Genomic DNA, 17,414 nt, shown 5'->3' on the forward strand with positions numbered 1-17,414 from the left:
CGGATGCGCGTCCTTGCCGCCCTGTCCGGGGGAGTCGACTCCGCCGTCGCGGCGGCGCGGGCGGTCGACGCCGGGCACGACGTCGTCGGCGTCCACATGGCCCTGTCCCGCAGCCGCGCCCAGCACCGCAACGGGTCGCGCGGCTGCTGCTCGCTCGAGGACGCCTCCGACGCGCGCCGTGCCGCCGACGTGCTCGGCATCCCGTACTACGTGTGGGACCTGTCGGAGGAGTTCACCGACACCGTCGTGGCCGACTTCGTCTCCGAGTACGCCGCCGGCCGCACCCCCAACCCGTGCGTCCGCTGCAACGAGCACATCAAGTTCGCCGCCCTCCTGGACCGTGGGCTCGCGCTCGGCTTCGACGCCGTTGCGACCGGCCACTACGCCCGGATCACGGCGGGTCCCGACGGCCCCGAGCTGCGCCGCAGCCTCGACCCCCTCAAGGACCAGTCCTACGTGCTGGCCGTGATGGGCCCCGAGCGCCTGGCGCGCTCGCTGTTCCCGCTCGGCGACGCCCCCTCCAAGGAGGCCGTCCGGGCCGAGGCCGCCGAGCGCGGCCTGAGCGTCAGCGCCAAGCCGGACTCCTACGACATCTGCTTCGTGGCCGACGGCGACACCCAGGGCTTCCTGCGCTCGCACCTCGGCTCGCAGCCCGGGGAGGTGGTGGATGCCGACGGCGAGGTGGTCGGCGGCCACGACGGCGCCTACGCGTTCACGGTCGGCCAGCGCAAGGGCCTGCAGCTGCCGCGCCCCGCGGCCGACGGGCGTCCGCGCTACGTGCTCGAGGTCGACACCGCCGCCAACCGCGTCATCGTGGGCCCGAACGAGCTGCTCTCGGTGAGCGACGTCGTCGGCGACGAGGTTGTCTGGCTGGCGCCCGACGTCGAGGCCGACGCCTGGTCGGAGGTGCTGGTGCAGATCCGCGCGCACGGCGACCCGCTGCCCGCATCCGTGCGGCGGGACGGGAGCCGCCTCCTGGTCGTGCTCGCCTCGCCACTGCGCGGACTCGCACCCGGCCAGAGCCTGGTGGTCTACGACGGCGACCGGGTGCTCGGCCAGGCGACCGTCGGTCTCACGGGTCGGGCCGCCGCCGAGCACACGCGCGGTCCCGCCGCCGTCGGCGCATGAGGCTCACGATCTCGGGGCTGGGCGCCTGGCCCGGCGACGACGCGCTCGCGGCCCACCAGGCGGTGCTCGGCGTGCTGGCCGACGCCCCGTCCGGGATCGACGGCCTCCCGCACCTCGCCGTCCTGCCCGCCCGCGGGCCCTGGGCCGCGCCGATCGGGCGCACGCTCGCGATGCTCGAGTCGATGCCCGCGACCCTCGAGCCGCACGGCTGGCGGCTCGCGTCGGCGCCGTCGGGCGAGCTCGAGCGGGCCGGTCGCACGCTGCGCGCGGACGTGGAGTCCTACGCCCTCGCGGCCGCGGGGCACGACGGCGTCGCGGCCGTCCCGGTCCTCGGCCCGCTGTCGCTCGCGGCCTCGCTCTGGCTCCCGGTGGGGGAGCGGGTCGCGGCCGACCCGACCGCCGTCGCCGACCTCGCCGGATCGCTCGCGCTCGGCGTCGCGCGCCACCTCGAGGACGTCGCCGCCGCGACGCAGCGCCCCGTGGTGCTCGGTCGGTCCCGGGGCGACGCCCACGACGACGGTGCTGCCGCCGACGCGTCCACGCCGGCCGCGACGATCGCCGGCCCCGTCCTCCTGCACGAACCGCTGCTGGGCGACGTGCTGGCCGGCCGGGTCTCGCGCTTCACGGGGGCCGGACGGCTCCGCCCGCTCGACGTCGGGCCCGTGACCGAGATGCTTCGCTCCCTGGTGGCGGCGTGGGCGCCGCACCCGTGCGTCGTCGTCGTGCTGCCCGACGCCGCCGCGCTCCGGGTCGCCGCAGCGGCCGGGCCGGCCGCCGTCGCCCTCGACGTGACGCAGCTGGACGCCGCCGGCTGGGAGGCGCTCGCGGAGGTCGTCGAGAGCGGCGTCGGGGTGTGGGCGACGTCGGTCCCGCACCGCGTGCCCGGCGGGCGCGGCGACCCCGTGGCCGCGGCCCGCGGCGTGCTCGACCCGTGGCGCTCGATCGGTCTCGGCACCGAGTCGGGCGAGCTGACGCTCACCGCGCGGCCGGGGCTCGGCACGCTCGCGCCGTCGGAGGCGACGGCGAGCCTGCGCGACACCGCGCAGGCCGCGCTGGCGCTGGCCGAGCTGCTCGCCTGAGCGACCGCCGACGACGATCGACGGGCCGGGCGGCGCCTACCAGCTGAAGAAGATCGCGCCCGTCGCCTCCGTGACGAGCGAGACGGCGAGCAGCAGCACCGCGATCCCGAGGGCGAGGTGCACGGCGGCACGCAGCGGGCGACGCCGGCTCCCGCCGTTGCCGATCACGCGGGCGGCGAGGAGGAACGTCAGGACGGCGGCCGCGACGGGGCGCCGATGGTCCAGAGGGCGTCGGCGTCCGTGCCGTCGGTGGCGGCGAGCGCCAGCAGCGCCAGGAGCCCGGGGACCACGATCGAGAGCACGAGCAGGAACACGCCGAGCGCGACGAGCAGACCCGACGGCTGCGGTCCGTCACCCATCGAGACGTTCTGCTCGAGCGGCTCGGCGACGCCGTAGGTCTGCGCGGCGGGAGCCAGGGGCTGGGCCTGCAGCGGTGCGGCGCGGAGCGTCTGGTGCTGGGCCTGGAAGGGCTGCCGGGCCTGGAACGGCTGCTGCGACTGCGGGACGGCGGTGCCGGGGTAGGCGCCGGCGCCCCGGTAGGGCGCCGATCCCGGCTGCGGCGCGCTGCCGGGGTAGGGCTGACCGGTCGGCGCCGGGCGGGCGGGCTGCTGCTGGCTCATCCGGTCACCACCAGAACACCGAGCACGACGGCGCCGACCGCGAGCAGCAGACCCGTCAGCGGGCGGTGCCGGGAGTCGACGAGGGCGCCCACGGAGAGGGCGAACATGCCGGCCGCGAGCAGCAGCGGGTCGAGGAGCGCCTGCCGGATCGTCGGCTGCACCGGGCACGCGGGGTCGCTCCCGACGGGGCAGGTGCTCAGGAGGTCGAGTGCGACCGAGGCGTCCTGCGACCAGCGCCACCCGAGCGCCACGAACGAGCCGAGGAGCGCGAGCGTCCCCACGAGCGTCGTGAGCGGACGCAGGCTCGCGGCGGGCGAACCCGTGTGGAGCATCGGGTCGGACATCGTGTTGATGATGGTGGAGCTGCCCCGCGCGGGAGGGCCGCCGCTGGGGCCGTACATCCCGGGGGTGCTCATGGCCCGAGCCTAGACCGCCGGGGGTTCGGCGGCGTGACCCATCTCACGCAAGGTGCGGTCACTGCACTTTTACAGGGAGTGCAATGATTCTCGCGTGACCGAGACCAGCCTGCGTGAACGCAAGAAGGTGCAGCGCCGCGACGCCCTTGTGGCCGCCACGCGCGCCCTCGTCCTGGAACGCGGCCTGGACGGCGTCACCGTCGAGGACGTGTGCGCGCAGGTCGGCGTCTCGCCCCGGACCTTCTTCAACTACTTCGCCACCAAGGAGGACGCCGTCCTGGGGCACACGCTGGACGACCTGAGCACCGACGCCGACGTGCAGCGCGTCTTCGTCGCCGGCGGGCCGTCCGGAGACCTCCTGCAGGACGCGGTCCTGGTCCTGCAGGACGTGCTCGACGACCCGCGCCTCAGCGCCCGCGACCTCGACGAGCTGATGGCGCTCGTGCACCGCGAGCCCCGGCTCCTGGAGCGCCACGTGTTCTGGATCGAGACGCAGCGCTCGGCCCTGGAGGACCTGCTGGTCCGTCGCGAGGCGGTCGCGCCGAGCGGCCTCGACCCCGCCGTGGTCGCCACCTACCTCATGGCGACCTTCCGCGCCGTCGCCGTCACCTGGGTCGCGGGCGGCCACCGCGGCCGCCCGTCCGACCACGTCCCCCGCGTCGTCGCGCAGCTCCGCCGGCTCGCGACCCCCACCCACCCGTCCGCAGGGAGCAGCTCATGACCGATCTCGTCGAGAAGGACGCCGAACGCGCCCCGATCGTCCTCACCCAGCGCACCGTCTGGGTGATCTTCGGGGCCCTGATGGCCTCGATGTTCCTGTCCTCGCTCGACCAGTCGATCGTCGGCACCGCGATGCCGACCATCGTCGGCGAGCTCGACGGCGTCGAGCACCAGGGCTGGGTCATCACGGCCTACATCCTGGCGATCGCCGTCGTGATGCCCCTCTACGGCAAGGTGGGCGACGTCGTCGGCCGCCGCTGGCCGTTCATCGCCGCGATCGCGCTGTTCACGCTCGGCTCGGCCGGCGCCGGGTTCGCCGGCAGCTTCGGCGAGCTCGTCGCGTGGCGCGGCGTGCAGGGCCTGGGCGGCGGTGGCCTGATGATCCTGTCGCAGGCGATCATCGCCGACATCGTCCCCGCGCGGGACCGCGGCAAGTACATGGGTCCGATGGGCGCGCTGTTCGGCATCTCCGCGGTGATCGGCCCGCTGCTCGGCGGCTGGTTCACCGAGGGCCCCGGCTGGCGCTGGGCCTTCTGGGTCAACATCCCGATCGGCATCGCCGCGATCGTCGTCGCGTGGGTCGCGCTGCGACTCCCGAGCAGGAGCAACCCGAAGCCGTTCGACTACCTCGGCGGCATCCTCGTGGTGCTGGCGACGTCGGGCATCGTGCTGCTGACGAGCTGGGAGTCCATCGTGGGCGCCGCGGTCGGCTACGACTGGACCGACGGACGGCTCCTCGGCGTCGCCGCCGCGACCGTCGTGGCCGTGATCGCGTTCGTCGTGGTCGAGACCCGCGTGCCCGACCCGCTCATCCCGCTGCGGCTGTTCCGCAACTCCACCTTCACGATCGCCACGGTGATCGGCTTCGTGCTCGGCATGGGGATGTTCTCCGCGCTCGCGTTCCTGCCGACGTTCCTGCAGATGTCGACCGGTGCCGGCGTGACCGAGTCCGGCTTCCTCCTGCTGCCGATGATGGTCGGCGTGATGCTGACCGCGATCGGGTCCGGCTTCGCCATCACGCGGACCGGCCGCTACAAGATGTTCCCCGTCGTGGGGCTCGCGGTCACCGCGATCGGCATGATCTGGCTGACCCGCATCACCGGCGAGATGTCGATGGTGCTGTTCGGCGCGATGATCTTCGTGATGGGCGCCGGCATGGGCCTGGTGATGCAGACGATCGTGCTCGCGGTCCAGAACTCGGTCGACCCGAGCGAGATCGGCGTCGCCACCAGCTCGAACAACTTCTTCCGCGAGATCGGCGCCGCCGTCGGCACCGCGCTGTTCGCCACGATCTTCACCTCGCGGCTCACCGAGAACCTCACCAGTGCGTTCCCCTCCGGGATCGGCGACGGCGGAGGCGGCGAGGCGGGCCTCACCCCGTCCATCGTGGCCGCGCTGCCGGACGAGCTGCGCACCCAGGTCGTGGACGCGTACACGAACGCGCTCGCCCCGAGCTTCTGGTACCTGATCCCGCTCATCCTCGTGGGCTTCGTGGTGGCGCTGTTCCTCAAGGAGGTCAAGCTGTCCACCGAGGCCGGCATGGTCGCCCGCGGCGAGGCCGTCGCCGCCCACTGAGCCTGTCGCCGCACGCCCGAGCACGCCTCGCGCCACCCACCGCCCGCGGTGGGTGGCGCGAGGCATACTGGCGAGGTGATCTCGTTCACCCTCGCCCAGCAGCTCAGCGACGCCGGCCTGCGCTGGCAGCCCCGTTCGGGGGACACCTTCACGCTTCTCGGTGACGCGTTCGACGGCGAGTCGTTCGCCGTCTCCGAGCTCACCATCGAGGTCCACACCTACCCCGGCGGCCAGGTGCTCGGTTTCAACGGCACCACCGAGTGGGCGCTGGACTCGGTCGCCGTCGAGGACACGCTGTGGCTCCCGCGCGAGGACCAGCTGCGCGACCTGCTCGGCGGCACGTTCATCGCCCTGACGCGGGACGACGCGAGCTACCAGGTGCACGTCGTGGACGCCGTGACGGGGGAGGACGACGCCCACGCCGCCGCCAGCCCGGTCGACGCCTACGCGCTCGCGCTGCTGGCGCTGCTGCGCCAGGTCGACGTCGATGGGTAGCGCCGTGGCCCGAGCTGTCGAGACGAACGCCGACCTGGCGATCGACCTGAACGCCGACCTCGGCGAGGGCGCCGGCGACGACGCCGCGATCCTCGACGTCGTCACGAGCGCCTCGATCGCGTGCGGCGGCCACCGCGGCGACGCCGCCTCGATGCGGGAGGCCGTCGCGCTGGCCCACGCCCGCGGGGTCGTCGTCGGCGCCCACCCCTCCTACGTCGATGTCGAGGGCTTCGGCCGTCGGCGCCTGGACGTCCCCGCCGACGTCCTGCTGGCGCAGCTGCTCGCCCAGGTGCGGGCGCTCGCGGCGGCGGCCGGCGCCGTGGGCAGCTCCGTGCGGTTCCTCAAGGCGCACGGCGCGCTCTACAACGCTGCGATGGTCGACGACGGCGTCGCGGCCGTCGTGCTCGACGCCGCCGAGCAGGCGCTCCCCGCGCCGCTCCCGGTCCTCGGCCTGCCCGGCTCGGTGCTCGAGCGGTCGGCCCGCGAGCGCGGCGTCGACTTCGTGGCCGAGGCGTTCGCCGACCGCGCGTCCGCCCCCGACGGCACGCTCCTGGCGCGGAGCGAGCCCGGCGCCGTGCTGACCGACCCCGTCGAGGTCGCCGCCCGCGCCCCCGGGCTCGCCGCGCGCGCCCGCACCGTCTGCGTGCACGGCGACTCGCCGTCGGCGCTCGTGCTCGCGCGCGCCGCCCGCGCGGGGCTCGAGGCGGGGGGCCTGGTGGTCCGGGCGTTCCTGCGTGCGTAGCCGCCGCTACGGCGAGCGCGACGTCCTCGTCGACGTCGCCTCGGTGGCCGCGGCCCAGGCCCTGGCGCGCCGGCTCGACGGCGCCGCGGGGGTCGTGGACGTCGTCCCGGCCGCGCGGACCCTCCTCGTGCGGTGCGACGGCGTGCCCAGCGCCCGACGCTGGGCCGACGCGCTGGCGACCGAGGACGAGCCGGACGTCGACACCGACGCCGTCCCGGTGGCCCGCCCCCGCGAGGTCGAGATCGCCGTCGTCTACGACGGTGCGGACCTCGACGCCGTCGCGCGCGGCGCCGGCCTGAGCGTCGCCGACGTCGTCGCGCGTCACACGGCGCGCCCCTACCGGGCCGCGTTCGCCGGCTTCGCGCCCGGGTTCGTCTACCTCGAGGGGCTGGACCCCGTGCTCGCGACGCCGCGGCTCGCCGTCCCGCGCACCGGCGTCCCCGCCGGGTCGGTGGCGGTCGCGGCCGAGATGACCGCCGTCTACCCGCGCAGCAGCCCGGGCGGCTGGAACCTGCTCGGACGGACCGACGCCGTCATGTTCGACCTGGACCGCGAGCGGCCCGCCCTCATCGAGCCGGGCGACGTGGTGCGCTTCGTCGACGTCGGACGGGGGAGCGCATGATCACGGTGGAGCGCGCGGACGGCCTTGTGCTGCTGCAGGACCTCGGACGCCCCGGCCACGCGCGGCTCGGCGTCGCGCCGTCGGGGGCGTTCGACGTCGGCGCCCACCTCGCCGCGACGGCGGCCGTGGGGAACGTGCGCGGGGCGGCGACCCTCGAGGTGCTGCTGGGGCCGCTCGTCCTGCGGACGCGTCGCGCGTGCGTCCTGGCCGTGACCGGCGCCGACGGCGACGTCCTGGTCGACAGCCTCGCCGTCGCCCCCGGAAGGCCGTTCACCCTCCTGCCCGGGGCCCTCCTCACCGTCGGGGCGGCCCGCGACGGCGTGCGCCGCCACGTCGCCGTCCGCGGCGGGTTCGACGCCACGCCGGTCCTCGGCTCCCGCTCGCGCGACACGCTCGCCGCGCTCGGGCCCGCCCCGGTCGTCGTGGGGGACCGGCTCGCGGTGGGCGACGCCGTCGCGACGGCGGGCGGTGCGGCGCTGCGCTCCGGCCTCCGACGGTCCGACGCCCGGGACGCCCCCCGGGGTCCCGGGCCCACCCCCGACGTCCTGGTCCTGGAGTGCCTGCCCGGTCCGCGGCCCGAGCTGTTCGCGGCCGACGCCCTCGCGCGGCTCGCGGAGCGGGTCGCCGTCGTGAGCGATCGCTGCGACCGCGTCGCCGTGCGGCTCGACGGCGTGGCCGTGGAGCGAGTCGACGACACCGAGCTGCCCTCGGAGGGTCTGGTCGCGGGCGCCGTCCAGGTGCCGCCGTCGGGGCAGCCCGTCGTGATGGGGCCCGACCACCCGTTGACGGGCGGTTACCCGGTGCTGGCGGTCCTGACCCGCGCCTCGCTCGACGCCCTGGCGCAGGTGCGTCCGGGGGCGCGCGTCCGGCTGGTGGTGCCGAAGGCCTCCGGGGAGCGCTGACGCGGCAGGAGTGCCACGATGTCGCCATGACCCAGACGCCGCCGCCCGCCCCGACCCGCTCGGGCTTCGGAGCGCTCGCCAAGAAGTACTGGCTGCCCGTGCTGCTGACGGCCCTCGCCGTCGTCTTCATCGTGCAGAACACGAACGACATCGCGATCCACCTGTTCAACCGGACGGTCGCGGCCCCGGCCTGGCTCGTCTACACGATCCTCGTCGTGCTGGGCATCGCGGTCGGGGCGTTCGCGCAGCGTCGTCGCATCAAGCGCCGCGTCGGCCTGGGCTGACACGAGGTCCGACCCGGAGCCGGCACGGGAGCGAGGAGCGCCGTCGCCCCCTCTAGACTCGGGGGCATGCCCACGTTCTCCTCCGAGGAAGTCGCGCGCCTGGCAGGTCTCGCGCGGATCGACCTCACCCCAGACGAGCTGGACCGGTTCGCCGGCGAGCTCGAGGTCATCGCCCACGCCGTCGAGAAGGTCAGCGAGCTGGCGACGGCCGACGTGCCCGCCACCAGCCACCCGATCCCGCTCACGAACGTCTACCGCGAGGACGTCGTGTCCGACGTCGTCGATCGCGACGAGGTGCTCGCGCAGGCGCCCGCCTCCGAGGACGGCCGCTTCGCCGTCCCGCAGATCCTGGGGGAGGAGTGACCATGACCGCGTCCCCGCTGGTCCGCCGGACCGCCGCCGAGCTCGCCGACCTGCTCACCGCCGGTGAGGTCTCCGCCGTCGAGGTCGCGCAGGCGCACCTCGACCGCATCGCCGAGGTGGACGGGGCGGTCCACGCCTTCCTCCACGTCGACGGCGCCGACACCCTCGCCCAGGCCCGCGCCGTCGACGACGCGCGCGCCGCCGGCACCGCGCTGCACCACCTCGCCGGTGTGCCGATCGCCGTCAAGGACGTCGTCGTCACGCGCGGCACGCCCACGACCGCCGGCTCCCGCATCCTCGAGGGCTGGGTCCCGCCGTACGACGCGACCCTGGTCGAGAAGCTGCGTGCTGCCGGCCTGCCGATGCTCGGCAAGACCAACATGGACGAGTTCGCCATGGGGTCGAGCACCGAGCACTCCGGCTACGGCCCGACCCACAACCCGTGGGACCTCACCCGCATCCCGGGCGGCTCGGGGGCGGCAGCGCCGCCTCGCTCGCGGCCTTCGAGGCCCCGCTCGCGATCGGGACGGACACGGGCGGCTCGATCCGCCAGCCCGCCGCCGTCACCGGCACCGTCGGCGTCAAGCCGACGTACGGCTCGGTGTCCCGTTACGGCCTGATCGCCCTGGCCAGCAGCCTCGACCAGGCGGGCCCGTGCTCGCGCACCGTGCTCGACTCGGCGCTCCTGCACGAGGTCATCGGCGGGCACGACCCGCGCGACTCCACCTCGCTGCCCGAGGCGGCGACCGGTTACGCCGACGCGGCCCGCCTCGGCGGCACGGGCGACCTGACCGGCGTGCGCGTCGGCGTCGTCAAGGAGCTCGCGGGCGAGGGCTACCAGCGCGAGGTCAGCGAGGCGTTCGCGCGCTCCGTGCGCGACCTCGAGGCCGCCGGCGCCGAGGTCGTGGAGGTGAGCTGCCCCTCGTTCGAGGCTGCGCTCGCCGCCTACTACCTGATCCTCCCGGCGGAGGCCTCCAGCAACCTGGCGAAGTTCGACGGCATGCGCTTCGGCCTGCGCGTCGAGCCGAGCGAGGGTCCCGTCACCGCCGAGCGCGTCATGGCCGCCACCCGCGGCCAGGGCTTCGGCGCCGAGGTCAAGCGCCGGATCATCCTGGGGACCTACGCCCTCTCGGCGGGCTACTACGACGCCTACTACGGCAGCGCGCAGAAGGTCCGCACGCTCATCCAGCGCGACTTCGCGGCCGCGTACTCCCAGGTCGACGTGCTCGTCTCGCCGACGGCCCCGACCACGGCGTTCACGCTCGGCGAGAAGCTCGACGACCCGCTGGCGATGTACCTCAACGACGTCGCGACGATCCCCGCCAACCTCGCCGGCGTCCCCGGCATCTCGGTGCCCAACGGCCTCGACGACGCCGGCCTGCCGATCGGCATCCAGGTGCTCGCCCCGGCCCGCGCCGACGCCCGCCTCTACCGCGTGGGCGCCGCCCTGGAGCACCACTACACGGCATCGCAGGGTGCCATCCTCGACCGCATCCCGGAGGTGTCCCGGTGACCACCCGCCCCGCCGTCGCGCTCGTCGACTTCGACGACGCCGTCCGCCGGTACGACCCCGTCCTCGGCATCGAGGTCCACGTCGAGCTCGGCACCGCCACGAAGATGTTCGACGGCGCCCCCGTCACCTTCGGGGCCGAGCCGAACACGCAGGTCACGCCCGTCTCGCTCGGGCTGCCGGGCGCCCTGCCCGCGGTCAACCGCAAGGCCGTGGAGTCGGCGATCAAGATCGGCCTCGCGCTCAACTGCGAGATCGCGCCGGTGTGCCGCTTCGCCCGGAAGAACTACTTCTACCCGGACGTGCCGAAGAACTTCCAGACCTCGCAGTACGACGAGCCCATCGCCTTCGACGGCTGGCTCGACGTCGAGCTGTCCGACGGCGAGGTCGTCCGCGTGGAGATCGAGCGCGCGCACATGGAGGAGGACGCGGGCAAGAACACCCACGTCGGCGGCCACGACGGTCGACTCCAGGGCGCGGAGTACTCGCTCGTGGACTACAACCGCGCGGGCATCCCGCTGGTGGAGATCGTCACGCGCCCGATCCCGGGCACCGGCGAGCGCGCCCCCGAGGTCGCGGCCGCCTACGTCCGCACGCTGCGCGACATCTTCCGGGCGCTGGACGTCTCCGAGGCGAAGATGGAGCGCGGCAACGTCCGCGCCGACGTCAACCTCTCGCTGCGGGCCACACCGGACAGCCCGCTCGGGACCCGCACCGAGACGAAGAACGTCAACTCCTTCCGCAGCGTCGAGCGCGCCGTGCGCTACGAGGTCTCGCGCCAGGCCGCCGTGCTCGACGCCGGCGGCACGGTCATCCAGGAGACGCGCCACTTCCACGAGAGCGACGCCTCGACCTCGCCCGGTCGTGTGAAGTCCGACGCCGAGGACTACCGCTACTTCCCCGAGCCCGACCTGGTGCCCGTCGCGCCGTCGCGCGAGTGGGTCGAGGAGATCCGGGCGACGCTGCCGGAGCTCCCGGCCGCGCGCCGTCGTCGCCTCGACGGCGAGTGGGGCTTCGCCGAGGCCGAGATGCGCGACGTCGTGAACGCCGGCGCCCTCGACCTCCTCGAGGCGACGGTCCGGGCCGGCTCCTCGCCCGCCGCCGCGCGCAAGTGGTGGATGGGTGAGCTGGCCCGCGTGGCCAACGCCGGCGAGGTGACGCTGGAGGAGCTGGCGATCACGCCCGCGCAGGTCGCGCAGCTGCAGGGCCTGGTCGACTCGGGCCGCCTCAACGACAAGCTCGCGCGCCAGGCGCTCGAGGGCGTCCTGGCGGGCGAGGGCGACCCCGAGCAGGTCGCCGCCGCGCGCGGGCTCGAGATCGTCTCCGACGACGGCCCGCTGCTCGAGGCCATCGACGCCGCCCTGGCGGCCCAGCCCGACATCGCCGAGAAGATCCGTGGCGGCAACCTCGGTCCGATCGGCGCCGTGATCGGCGCCGTCATGAAGGCCACCCGCGGCCAGGCCGACGCCGGCCGCGTGCGCGAGCTGGTGCTGGAGCGCGTGGCGTCCTGACATGACCGGGGGCAGAAGATGACGACGACGCCGCCGCTGTCCGCCGTCGCGCAGGACTACCTCAAGCTCGTCTGGAACGCGCAGGAGTGGTCCGACGCGCCGCTGACGGTCAAGGCGCTCGCGCAGCGCCTCGGCGTCACGGCGGGCACCGTCAGCGAGGGCGTCCGCCGGCTCGCCGACGTCGGACTCATCGACCACGCCCGGTACGGCCAGATCGCTCTCACCCCCGCCGGCCGGGTCGCGGCGCTGGCGGTGGTGCGGCGTCACCGTCTCGTGGAGACGCTGCTCGTGGAGACCTTCGGGTACTCCTGGGACGAGGTGCACGACGAGGCCGAGGTGCTCGAGCACGCCATCTCGGACGAGCTCGAGCGCCGGATCGACATCCACCTCGGCCACCCCACCCACGATCCGCACGGCGATCCGATCCCGACGGCCGACGGCGAGATCACCATCCCGGCCGCCCGTCACCTGGGTGACCTCGAGGCGGGGGAGTGCGGCGTCGTGACCCGGGTGTCCGACGCGGATCCCGCGCTCCTGCAGCGGCTCGCCCAGGAGCGCGTCGTGCCGGGGGAGCACGTGCGGGTGACGGGGCGGGACTCCGCGTCGGCGCTGATGTTCGTGGCGCCGCTGCCGCACGCGGAGGAGTCGGGGTCGACGTCGTCGGCGCCGTTCGGCATCACGGCTCTGCGTCACGTCTGGGTGGTGCCGGGGTGATGTTCGCGACCGGGCCGGCCGTCGCCGTCGGTGCGCTGTGCGTGCTCGGGGTGAACCTGTACGCGGCCGCCCTCATCGTGCTGCGCGCCCGGCGCTACCGGACACCGCTGTACAAGCCGATGCTGCTGAACATCGCCCTGTCCAACGTGCCGATCGTGCTGGCCGTGCTCGGCCTCGTCGTGGTCCTGCTCGCGCAGATCCCCGTGATCGAGGACGCCTCGCTCAGCTGGGTCGGTCCGACCGCGTTCGCCGCGACGGCGGTCGTGTTCGTCGCGTTCTTCCCGAACTCCGCCTACCTCATCACCGAGCTGAACTTCTCCCACCGCAAGGAGGGGGACGGCGTCCCGATGTGGTTCGACATCGTCATGACGTTGACGCTGACGATGTCAGGCATCCTCAACGCGATCGTCTCGCTCTCCCTCGTGCAGACCTTCCTGATGTTCGGCTTCGACGTGCGCCAGGAGTTCCCGCTCGCGCCGCCGCCGTGGACGTGGGCGGTCGCCGCGGGGGTTCTCCTGCTGGCGTGCATCGGCGTGTGGATGGGACGGATGATCCGGCTGAACAGCTGGGACATCGTGCTGCCGTGGCGCATCGTGGTGAAGATGGTCAGGCACCTGCGCCAGCCGGGGAAGGTGCGCGAGCTGCTGGGGTTCACCGTTGCGCACTGGGTCCTCCTCGCACTCCTGTACGTGGCGGTGTACGCCCCCGTCTCGATGCTCGTGCTGTCGGAGCTGAGGCTCGGGACGGCAGTGCGCTGACGGGGCTCCGGACCACCTGACGGACGCGCCCCACCAGCGGACCTACGGTGTCGTAGGTTTGTTCGGCGGTCATCGAGGTCGGTGCCGCCGACGTCTCACAAGGAGCTGGAATGTCACGTCCCCTGCGCTCGCGCACCTCCACCCACGGTCGGAACATGGCGGGCGCCCGCGCCCTCTGGCGCGCCACCGGCATGGGAGCGGACGACTTCGGCAAACCGATCATCGCGATCGCCAACTCCTACACGCAGTTCGTCCCCGGTCACGTGCACCTCAAGGACATGGGGGACCTCGTCGCCTCCGCGATCCGCGAGGCCGGCGGCGTGTCGAAGGAGTTCAACACCATCGCCGTCGACGACGGCATCGCGATGGGCCACGGCGGCATGCTCTACTCGCTGCCCAGCCGCGACCTCATCGCCGACTCGGTCGAGTACATGGTCAACGCGCACTGCGCCGACGCGATCGTCTGCATCTCCAACTGCGACAAGATCACGCCCGGCATGCTCAACGCCGCGCTGCGCCTGAACATCCCGGTCATCTTCGTCTCCGGCGGCCCGATGGAGGCCGGCAAGGCCGTGGTGGCGGACGGCGTCGCGAAGACCCCGCTCAACCTCGTCAACGCGATCAACTACGCGGCCGACGACGCCGTGAGCGACGCCGCGCTGGCCGAGGTCGAGGAGAACGCCTGCCCCACGTGCGGCTCGTGCTCGGGCATGTTCACAGCGAACTCCATGAACTGCCTCACCGAGGCCCTCGGGCTGTCGCTGCCCGGCAACGGCTCGACGCTGGCCACGCACGCCGCGCGCAAGGAGCTGTTCCTCGAGGCCGGCCGCACCATCGTCGACCTCGCCCGCCGCTACTACGAGGAGGAGGACGACTCGGCCGCGCCGCGCAGCATCGCGACCAAGGAGGCCTTCGGCAACGCGATGGCGCTCGACGTGGCGATGGGCGGGTCCACCAACACCGTCCTGCACATCCTGGCCGCGGCGCAGGAGGGCGAGATCGACTTCGACCTCACCGACATCGAGCGCATCTCCCGCGGGGTGCCGTGCCTGTCGAAGGTCGCGCCCAACCACCCGAACTTCCACATGGAGGACGTCCACCGCGCCGGCGGCATCCCCGCCCTGCTCGGCGAGCTGGACCGCGCCGGGCTGCTGAGCCACGACGTCACGTCCGTGCACACGCCGACGCTGCGGGCCTGGCTCGACGAGTGGGACATCCGCGGGGGAAGGCGAGCGAGCGCGCCGTCGAGCTCTTCCACGCCGCGCCCGGAGGGGTGCGCACGACGCAGGCGTTCTCGACGTCGAACCGCTGGGAGACGCTGGACACCGACGCGGCCGACGGCTGCATCCGCGACCTGGAGCACGCCTACACGGTCGAGGGCGGACTGGCCGTGCTGCGGGGCAACATCGCCGAGGACGGCGCCGTGTTCAAGACGGCCGGTGTCGATCCGGACGTCTTCCACTTCGTCGGCACCGCGCTGGTGTGCGAGTCGCAGGACGAGGCCGTGGACAAGATCCTCACCAAGCAGGTGAAGCCCGGTCACGTCGTCGTCGTGCGCTACGAGGGTCCCGCCGGCGGCCCCGGCATGCAGGAGATGCTCTACCCCACGTCGTTCATCAAGGGCCGCGGCCTCGGCAAGGTCTGCGCACTGATCACGGACGGCCGGTTCTCCGGCGGCTCGAGCGGCATCTCCATCGGGCACGTCTCGCCCGAGGCGGCGGCCGGCGGCACGATCGGCCTCATCGAGGACGGCGACGAGATCGAGATCGACGTCGACACCCGCCTCATCCGCCTCAACGTGCCCGACGCGGTGATCGCCGAGCGCCGCGCCAAGATGGAGGCCTCGGAGCACCCCTGGCAGCCGGTCGACCGCGACCGCTACGTCTCCCCGGCCCTGCAGGCGTACGCCGCGATGGCGACGTCGGCCGACCGCGGCGCCGTGCGCGACGTCTCCCTCATCCGGCACTGATCCCGCCCGGCTCCGCACGTGCCGCCGCCGGCGACGCCCCTTCGGGCTGTCGCCGGCGGCGGCACGTTCCTAGAGTGGGGTCATGACCGACACGGTGCGTCCAGAGATCGACATCAAGCCCCGCTCCCGACAGGTGACGGACGGCATCGAGGCGACGGCGTCGCGGGGGATGCTCCGTGCCGTCGGGATGGGCGACGACGACTGGGTCAAGCCCCAGATCGGCGTCGCGAGCTCGTGGAACGAGATCACCCCCTGCAACCTCTCGCTCGACCGGCTGGCCAAGGCCGTCAAGGAGGGGGTGCACGCCGGCGGGGGCTACCCGCTCGAGTTCGGCACCATCTCGGTCTCGGACGGCATCTCCATGGGGCACGAGGGGATGCACTTCTCGCTCGTCTCGCGCGACATCATCGCCGACTCCGTCGAGACGGTGATCTCGGCCGAGCGGCTCGACGGCTCCGTCCTGCTGGCGGGCTGCGACAAGTCCCTGCCCGGGATGCTGATGGCCGCCGCGCGGCTGGACCTGTCCTCGGTGTTCCTCTACGCCGGTTCGATCATGCCGGGGTGGGTGAAGCTCGAGGACGGCACCGAGAAGGACGTCACGCTGATCGACGCCTTCGAGGCCGTCGGCGCCTGCCAGCGCGGGCTGATGAGCAAGGGCGACCTGGACCGCATCGAGCGCGCGATCTGCCCGGGCGAGGGTGCCTGCGGCGGGATGTACACCGCCAACACGATGGCCTCGGTGGCCGAGGCGATGGGGATGTCGCTGCCGGGGTCGGCGGCCCCGCCGTCGGCCGACCGTCGCCGCGACATGTTCGCGCGGAAGTCGGGCGAGGCTGTGGTCGAGCTGCTGCGCCAGGGCATCACCGCCCGGCAGATCATGACGAAGGAGGCGTTCGAGAACGCCATCGCCGTCGTCATGGCGTTCGGCGGCTCGACGAACGCCGTGCTCCACCTGCTGGCGATCGCGCACGAGGCGGAGGTCGACCTCACGCTCGCCGACTTCGACCGCGTCGCGTCCCGGGTGCCGCACCTCGGTGACCTCAAGCCCTTCGGTCGCTACGTGATGAACGACGTCGACCGCATCGGTGGCGTGCCGGTGGTGATGAAGGCTCTGCTCGACGCCGGTCTGCTGCACGGGGACTGCCTGACGGTCACCGGGAGGACCGTCGCGGAGAACCTCGCCGACATCGACCCGCCGGACCCCGACGGCAAGATCCTCCGGGCGCTCGACAACCCGATCCACCGCACGGGCGGCATCACGATCCTGCACGGCTCGCTCGCGCCCGACGGCGCGGTGGTGAAGTCCGCCGGCTTCGACAACGACGTGTTCGAGGGGACGGCGCGCGTGTTCCAGCGCGAGCGCGCCGCGCTCGACGCGCTCGAGGACGGGACGATCACCGACGGCGACGTCGTGGTCATCCGCTACGAGGGGCCCAAGGGCGGACCGGGGATGCGCGAGATGCTCGCCATCACCGGGGCCATCAAGGGCGCCGGCCTGGGCAAGACCGTCCTGCTCCTCACCGACGGCCGGTTCTCCGGCGGTACCACCGGGCTGTGCGTCGGGCACGTCGCGCCCGAGGCCGTGGACGGCGGGCCGATCGCCTTCGTGAACGACGGCGACCGGATCCGGCTCGACGTGGCGAACAAGACGCTCGACGTGCTGGTCAGCGCGGAGGAGCTGGACGCCCGCAAGGAGGGGTGGCAGCCCCTGGCTCCCGTCTACTCGCGCGGGGTGCTGGCGAAGTACGCGAAGCTCGTCCAGTCCGCCTCGCGCGGCGCCATCCTGGAGTAGGTCGGCGAACCGCACGCGGGTCGGCGTGCAGATCCCCGGCGGCCCGGGACGGGGGCGCCGGGGCGGTGCCGCCGGGGGCGGTGCGCGACGGCGGGGGAGAGGGCCGTGGGCCGGAGAGTGGGCAGTGGAGCGGGCGCGGTGACGCAGGCCACAGAAACTGATTCCCCGCTTCTCCCTGACGCTCGGGCCGGCCCGGCCCCCGCCGCCGGGGCGC

At 73.7% G+C, this 17,414-nt stretch carries 17 protein-coding genes and 2 pseudogenes; 16 read left to right on the forward strand and 3 right to left on the reverse strand.

Annotated features, from left to right (window positions below):
- Window positions 1-3 precede the first annotated feature (3 nt).
- A complete protein-coding gene (gene mnmA / locus C8046_RS17775; RefSeq protein WP_109230592.1) occupies window positions 4-1,128 on the forward strand; it encodes a tRNA 2-thiouridine(34) synthase MnmA in 1,125 nt (374 codons plus the stop codon).
- A complete protein-coding gene (locus C8046_RS17780; RefSeq protein WP_109230593.1) occupies window positions 1,125-2,207 on the forward strand; it encodes a hypothetical protein in 1,083 nt (360 codons plus the stop codon). Before mnmA ends, C8046_RS17780 begins: the two co-directional genes overlap by 4 nt.
- Window positions 2,208-2,243: 36 nt before the next feature.
- Here C8046_RS17780 and C8046_RS19835 read toward each other — a convergent pair whose 3' ends face one another.
- From C8046_RS19835 to C8046_RS17790, 3 genes are read right to left on the reverse strand one after another with little or no spacing between them, the layout of a single operon-like run.
- Window positions 2,244-2,375, reverse strand: coding sequence for a hypothetical protein (locus C8046_RS19835; protein ID WP_268921381.1), 132 nt, complete (start codon window positions 2,373-2,375; stop codon window positions 2,244-2,246).
- A gap of 20 nt (window positions 2,376-2,395) precedes the next feature.
- Entirely contained in the window at window positions 2,396-2,827 is a 432-nt protein-coding gene (locus C8046_RS17785) for a hypothetical protein (protein ID WP_109230594.1), read from the reverse strand.
- On the reverse strand, window positions 2,824-3,243 hold the full coding sequence (locus C8046_RS17790; RefSeq protein WP_146197219.1) for a hypothetical protein: 420 nt from the start codon (window positions 3,241-3,243) through the stop codon (window positions 2,824-2,826). Before C8046_RS17790 ends, C8046_RS17785 begins: the two co-directional genes overlap by 4 nt.
- A gap of 94 nt (window positions 3,244-3,337) precedes the next feature.
- Here C8046_RS17790 and C8046_RS17795 point away from each other — a divergent pair, with 94 nt between their 5' ends.
- From C8046_RS17795 to ilvD (C8046_RS17860), 14 genes and pseudogenes are all read left to right on the forward strand, one after another.
- Window positions 3,338-3,964 carry a TetR/AcrR family transcriptional regulator gene (locus C8046_RS17795; protein WP_146197220.1) on the forward strand — a complete coding sequence of 209 codons (627 nt, stop codon included), beginning with the start codon at window positions 3,338-3,340 and terminating at the stop codon, window positions 3,962-3,964.
- Window positions 3,961-5,538: an MDR family MFS transporter gene (locus C8046_RS17800; protein WP_109230597.1), complete on the forward strand. Its 1,578-nt coding sequence runs from the start codon at window positions 3,961-3,963 to the stop codon at window positions 5,536-5,538. Before C8046_RS17795 ends, C8046_RS17800 begins: the two co-directional genes overlap by 4 nt.
- Before the next feature lie 75 nt (window positions 5,539-5,613).
- A complete protein-coding gene (locus C8046_RS17805; protein WP_109230598.1) occupies window positions 5,614-6,033 on the forward strand; it encodes a pilus assembly protein CpaE in 420 nt (139 codons plus the stop codon).
- Window positions 6,034-6,037: 4 nt separating this feature from the next.
- A complete protein-coding gene (gene pxpA, locus C8046_RS17810) occupies window positions 6,038-6,775 on the forward strand; it encodes a 5-oxoprolinase subunit PxpA (protein ID WP_235866393.1) in 738 nt (245 codons plus the stop codon).
- Window positions 6,768-7,397, forward strand: a complete 630-nt coding sequence (locus C8046_RS17815; RefSeq protein WP_109230600.1) for a 5-oxoprolinase subunit B family protein — start codon at window positions 6,768-6,770, stop codon at window positions 7,395-7,397. Before pxpA ends, C8046_RS17815 begins: the two co-directional genes overlap by 8 nt.
- Window positions 7,394-8,299 (forward strand): biotin-dependent carboxyltransferase family protein, encoded by a 906-nt coding sequence (locus C8046_RS17820; RefSeq protein ID WP_109230601.1) that lies wholly within the window; start codon window positions 7,394-7,396, stop codon window positions 8,297-8,299. Before C8046_RS17815 ends, C8046_RS17820 begins: the two co-directional genes overlap by 4 nt.
- A gap of 26 nt (window positions 8,300-8,325) precedes the next feature.
- Entirely contained in the window at window positions 8,326-8,583 is a 258-nt protein-coding gene (locus C8046_RS17825; protein ID WP_109230602.1) for a DUF1049 domain-containing protein, read from the forward strand.
- Between the two features lie 66 nt (window positions 8,584-8,649).
- Entirely contained in the window at window positions 8,650-8,946 is a 297-nt protein-coding gene (gene gatC / locus C8046_RS17830) for an Asp-tRNA(Asn)/Glu-tRNA(Gln) amidotransferase subunit GatC (RefSeq protein WP_109230603.1), read from the forward strand.
- A gap of 2 nt (window positions 8,947-8,948) precedes the next feature.
- Window positions 8,949-10,459 (forward strand): annotated as a pseudogene (gene gatA / locus C8046_RS17835) (Asp-tRNA(Asn)/Glu-tRNA(Gln) amidotransferase subunit GatA).
- Complete coding sequence (gene gatB / locus C8046_RS17840) at window positions 10,456-11,967, forward strand: Asp-tRNA(Asn)/Glu-tRNA(Gln) amidotransferase subunit GatB (RefSeq protein WP_109230604.1); 1,512 nt, start codon at window positions 10,456-10,458, stop codon at window positions 11,965-11,967. Before gatA ends, gatB begins: the two are co-directional and overlap by 4 nt.
- Before the next feature lie 18 nt (window positions 11,968-11,985).
- Window positions 11,986-12,681, forward strand: a complete 696-nt coding sequence (locus tag C8046_RS17845) for a metal-dependent transcriptional regulator (RefSeq protein ID WP_109230605.1) — start codon at window positions 11,986-11,988, stop codon at window positions 12,679-12,681.
- On the forward strand, window positions 12,681-13,439 hold the full coding sequence (locus C8046_RS17850; protein ID WP_109231034.1) for a DUF1361 domain-containing protein: 759 nt from the start codon (window positions 12,681-12,683) through the stop codon (window positions 13,437-13,439). The genes C8046_RS17845 and C8046_RS17850 overlap by 1 nt, the downstream gene beginning before the upstream one ends.
- A 110-nt stretch (window positions 13,440-13,549) precedes the next feature.
- Window positions 13,550-15,408 (forward strand): annotated as a pseudogene (gene ilvD, locus C8046_RS17855) (dihydroxy-acid dehydratase).
- 82 nt (window positions 15,409-15,490) lie between these two features.
- Window positions 15,491-17,200 (forward strand): dihydroxy-acid dehydratase, encoded by a 1,710-nt coding sequence (gene ilvD / locus C8046_RS17860; RefSeq protein WP_109230606.1) that lies wholly within the window; start codon window positions 15,491-15,493, stop codon window positions 17,198-17,200.
- Window positions 17,201-17,414: the final 214 nt, after the last annotated feature.

Origin of the sequence: Serinibacter arcticus, assembly GCF_003121705.1 — a bacterium.
In the GTDB taxonomy this organism is placed as follows: Bacteria; Actinomycetota; Actinomycetes; order Actinomycetales; family Beutenbergiaceae; genus Litorihabitans.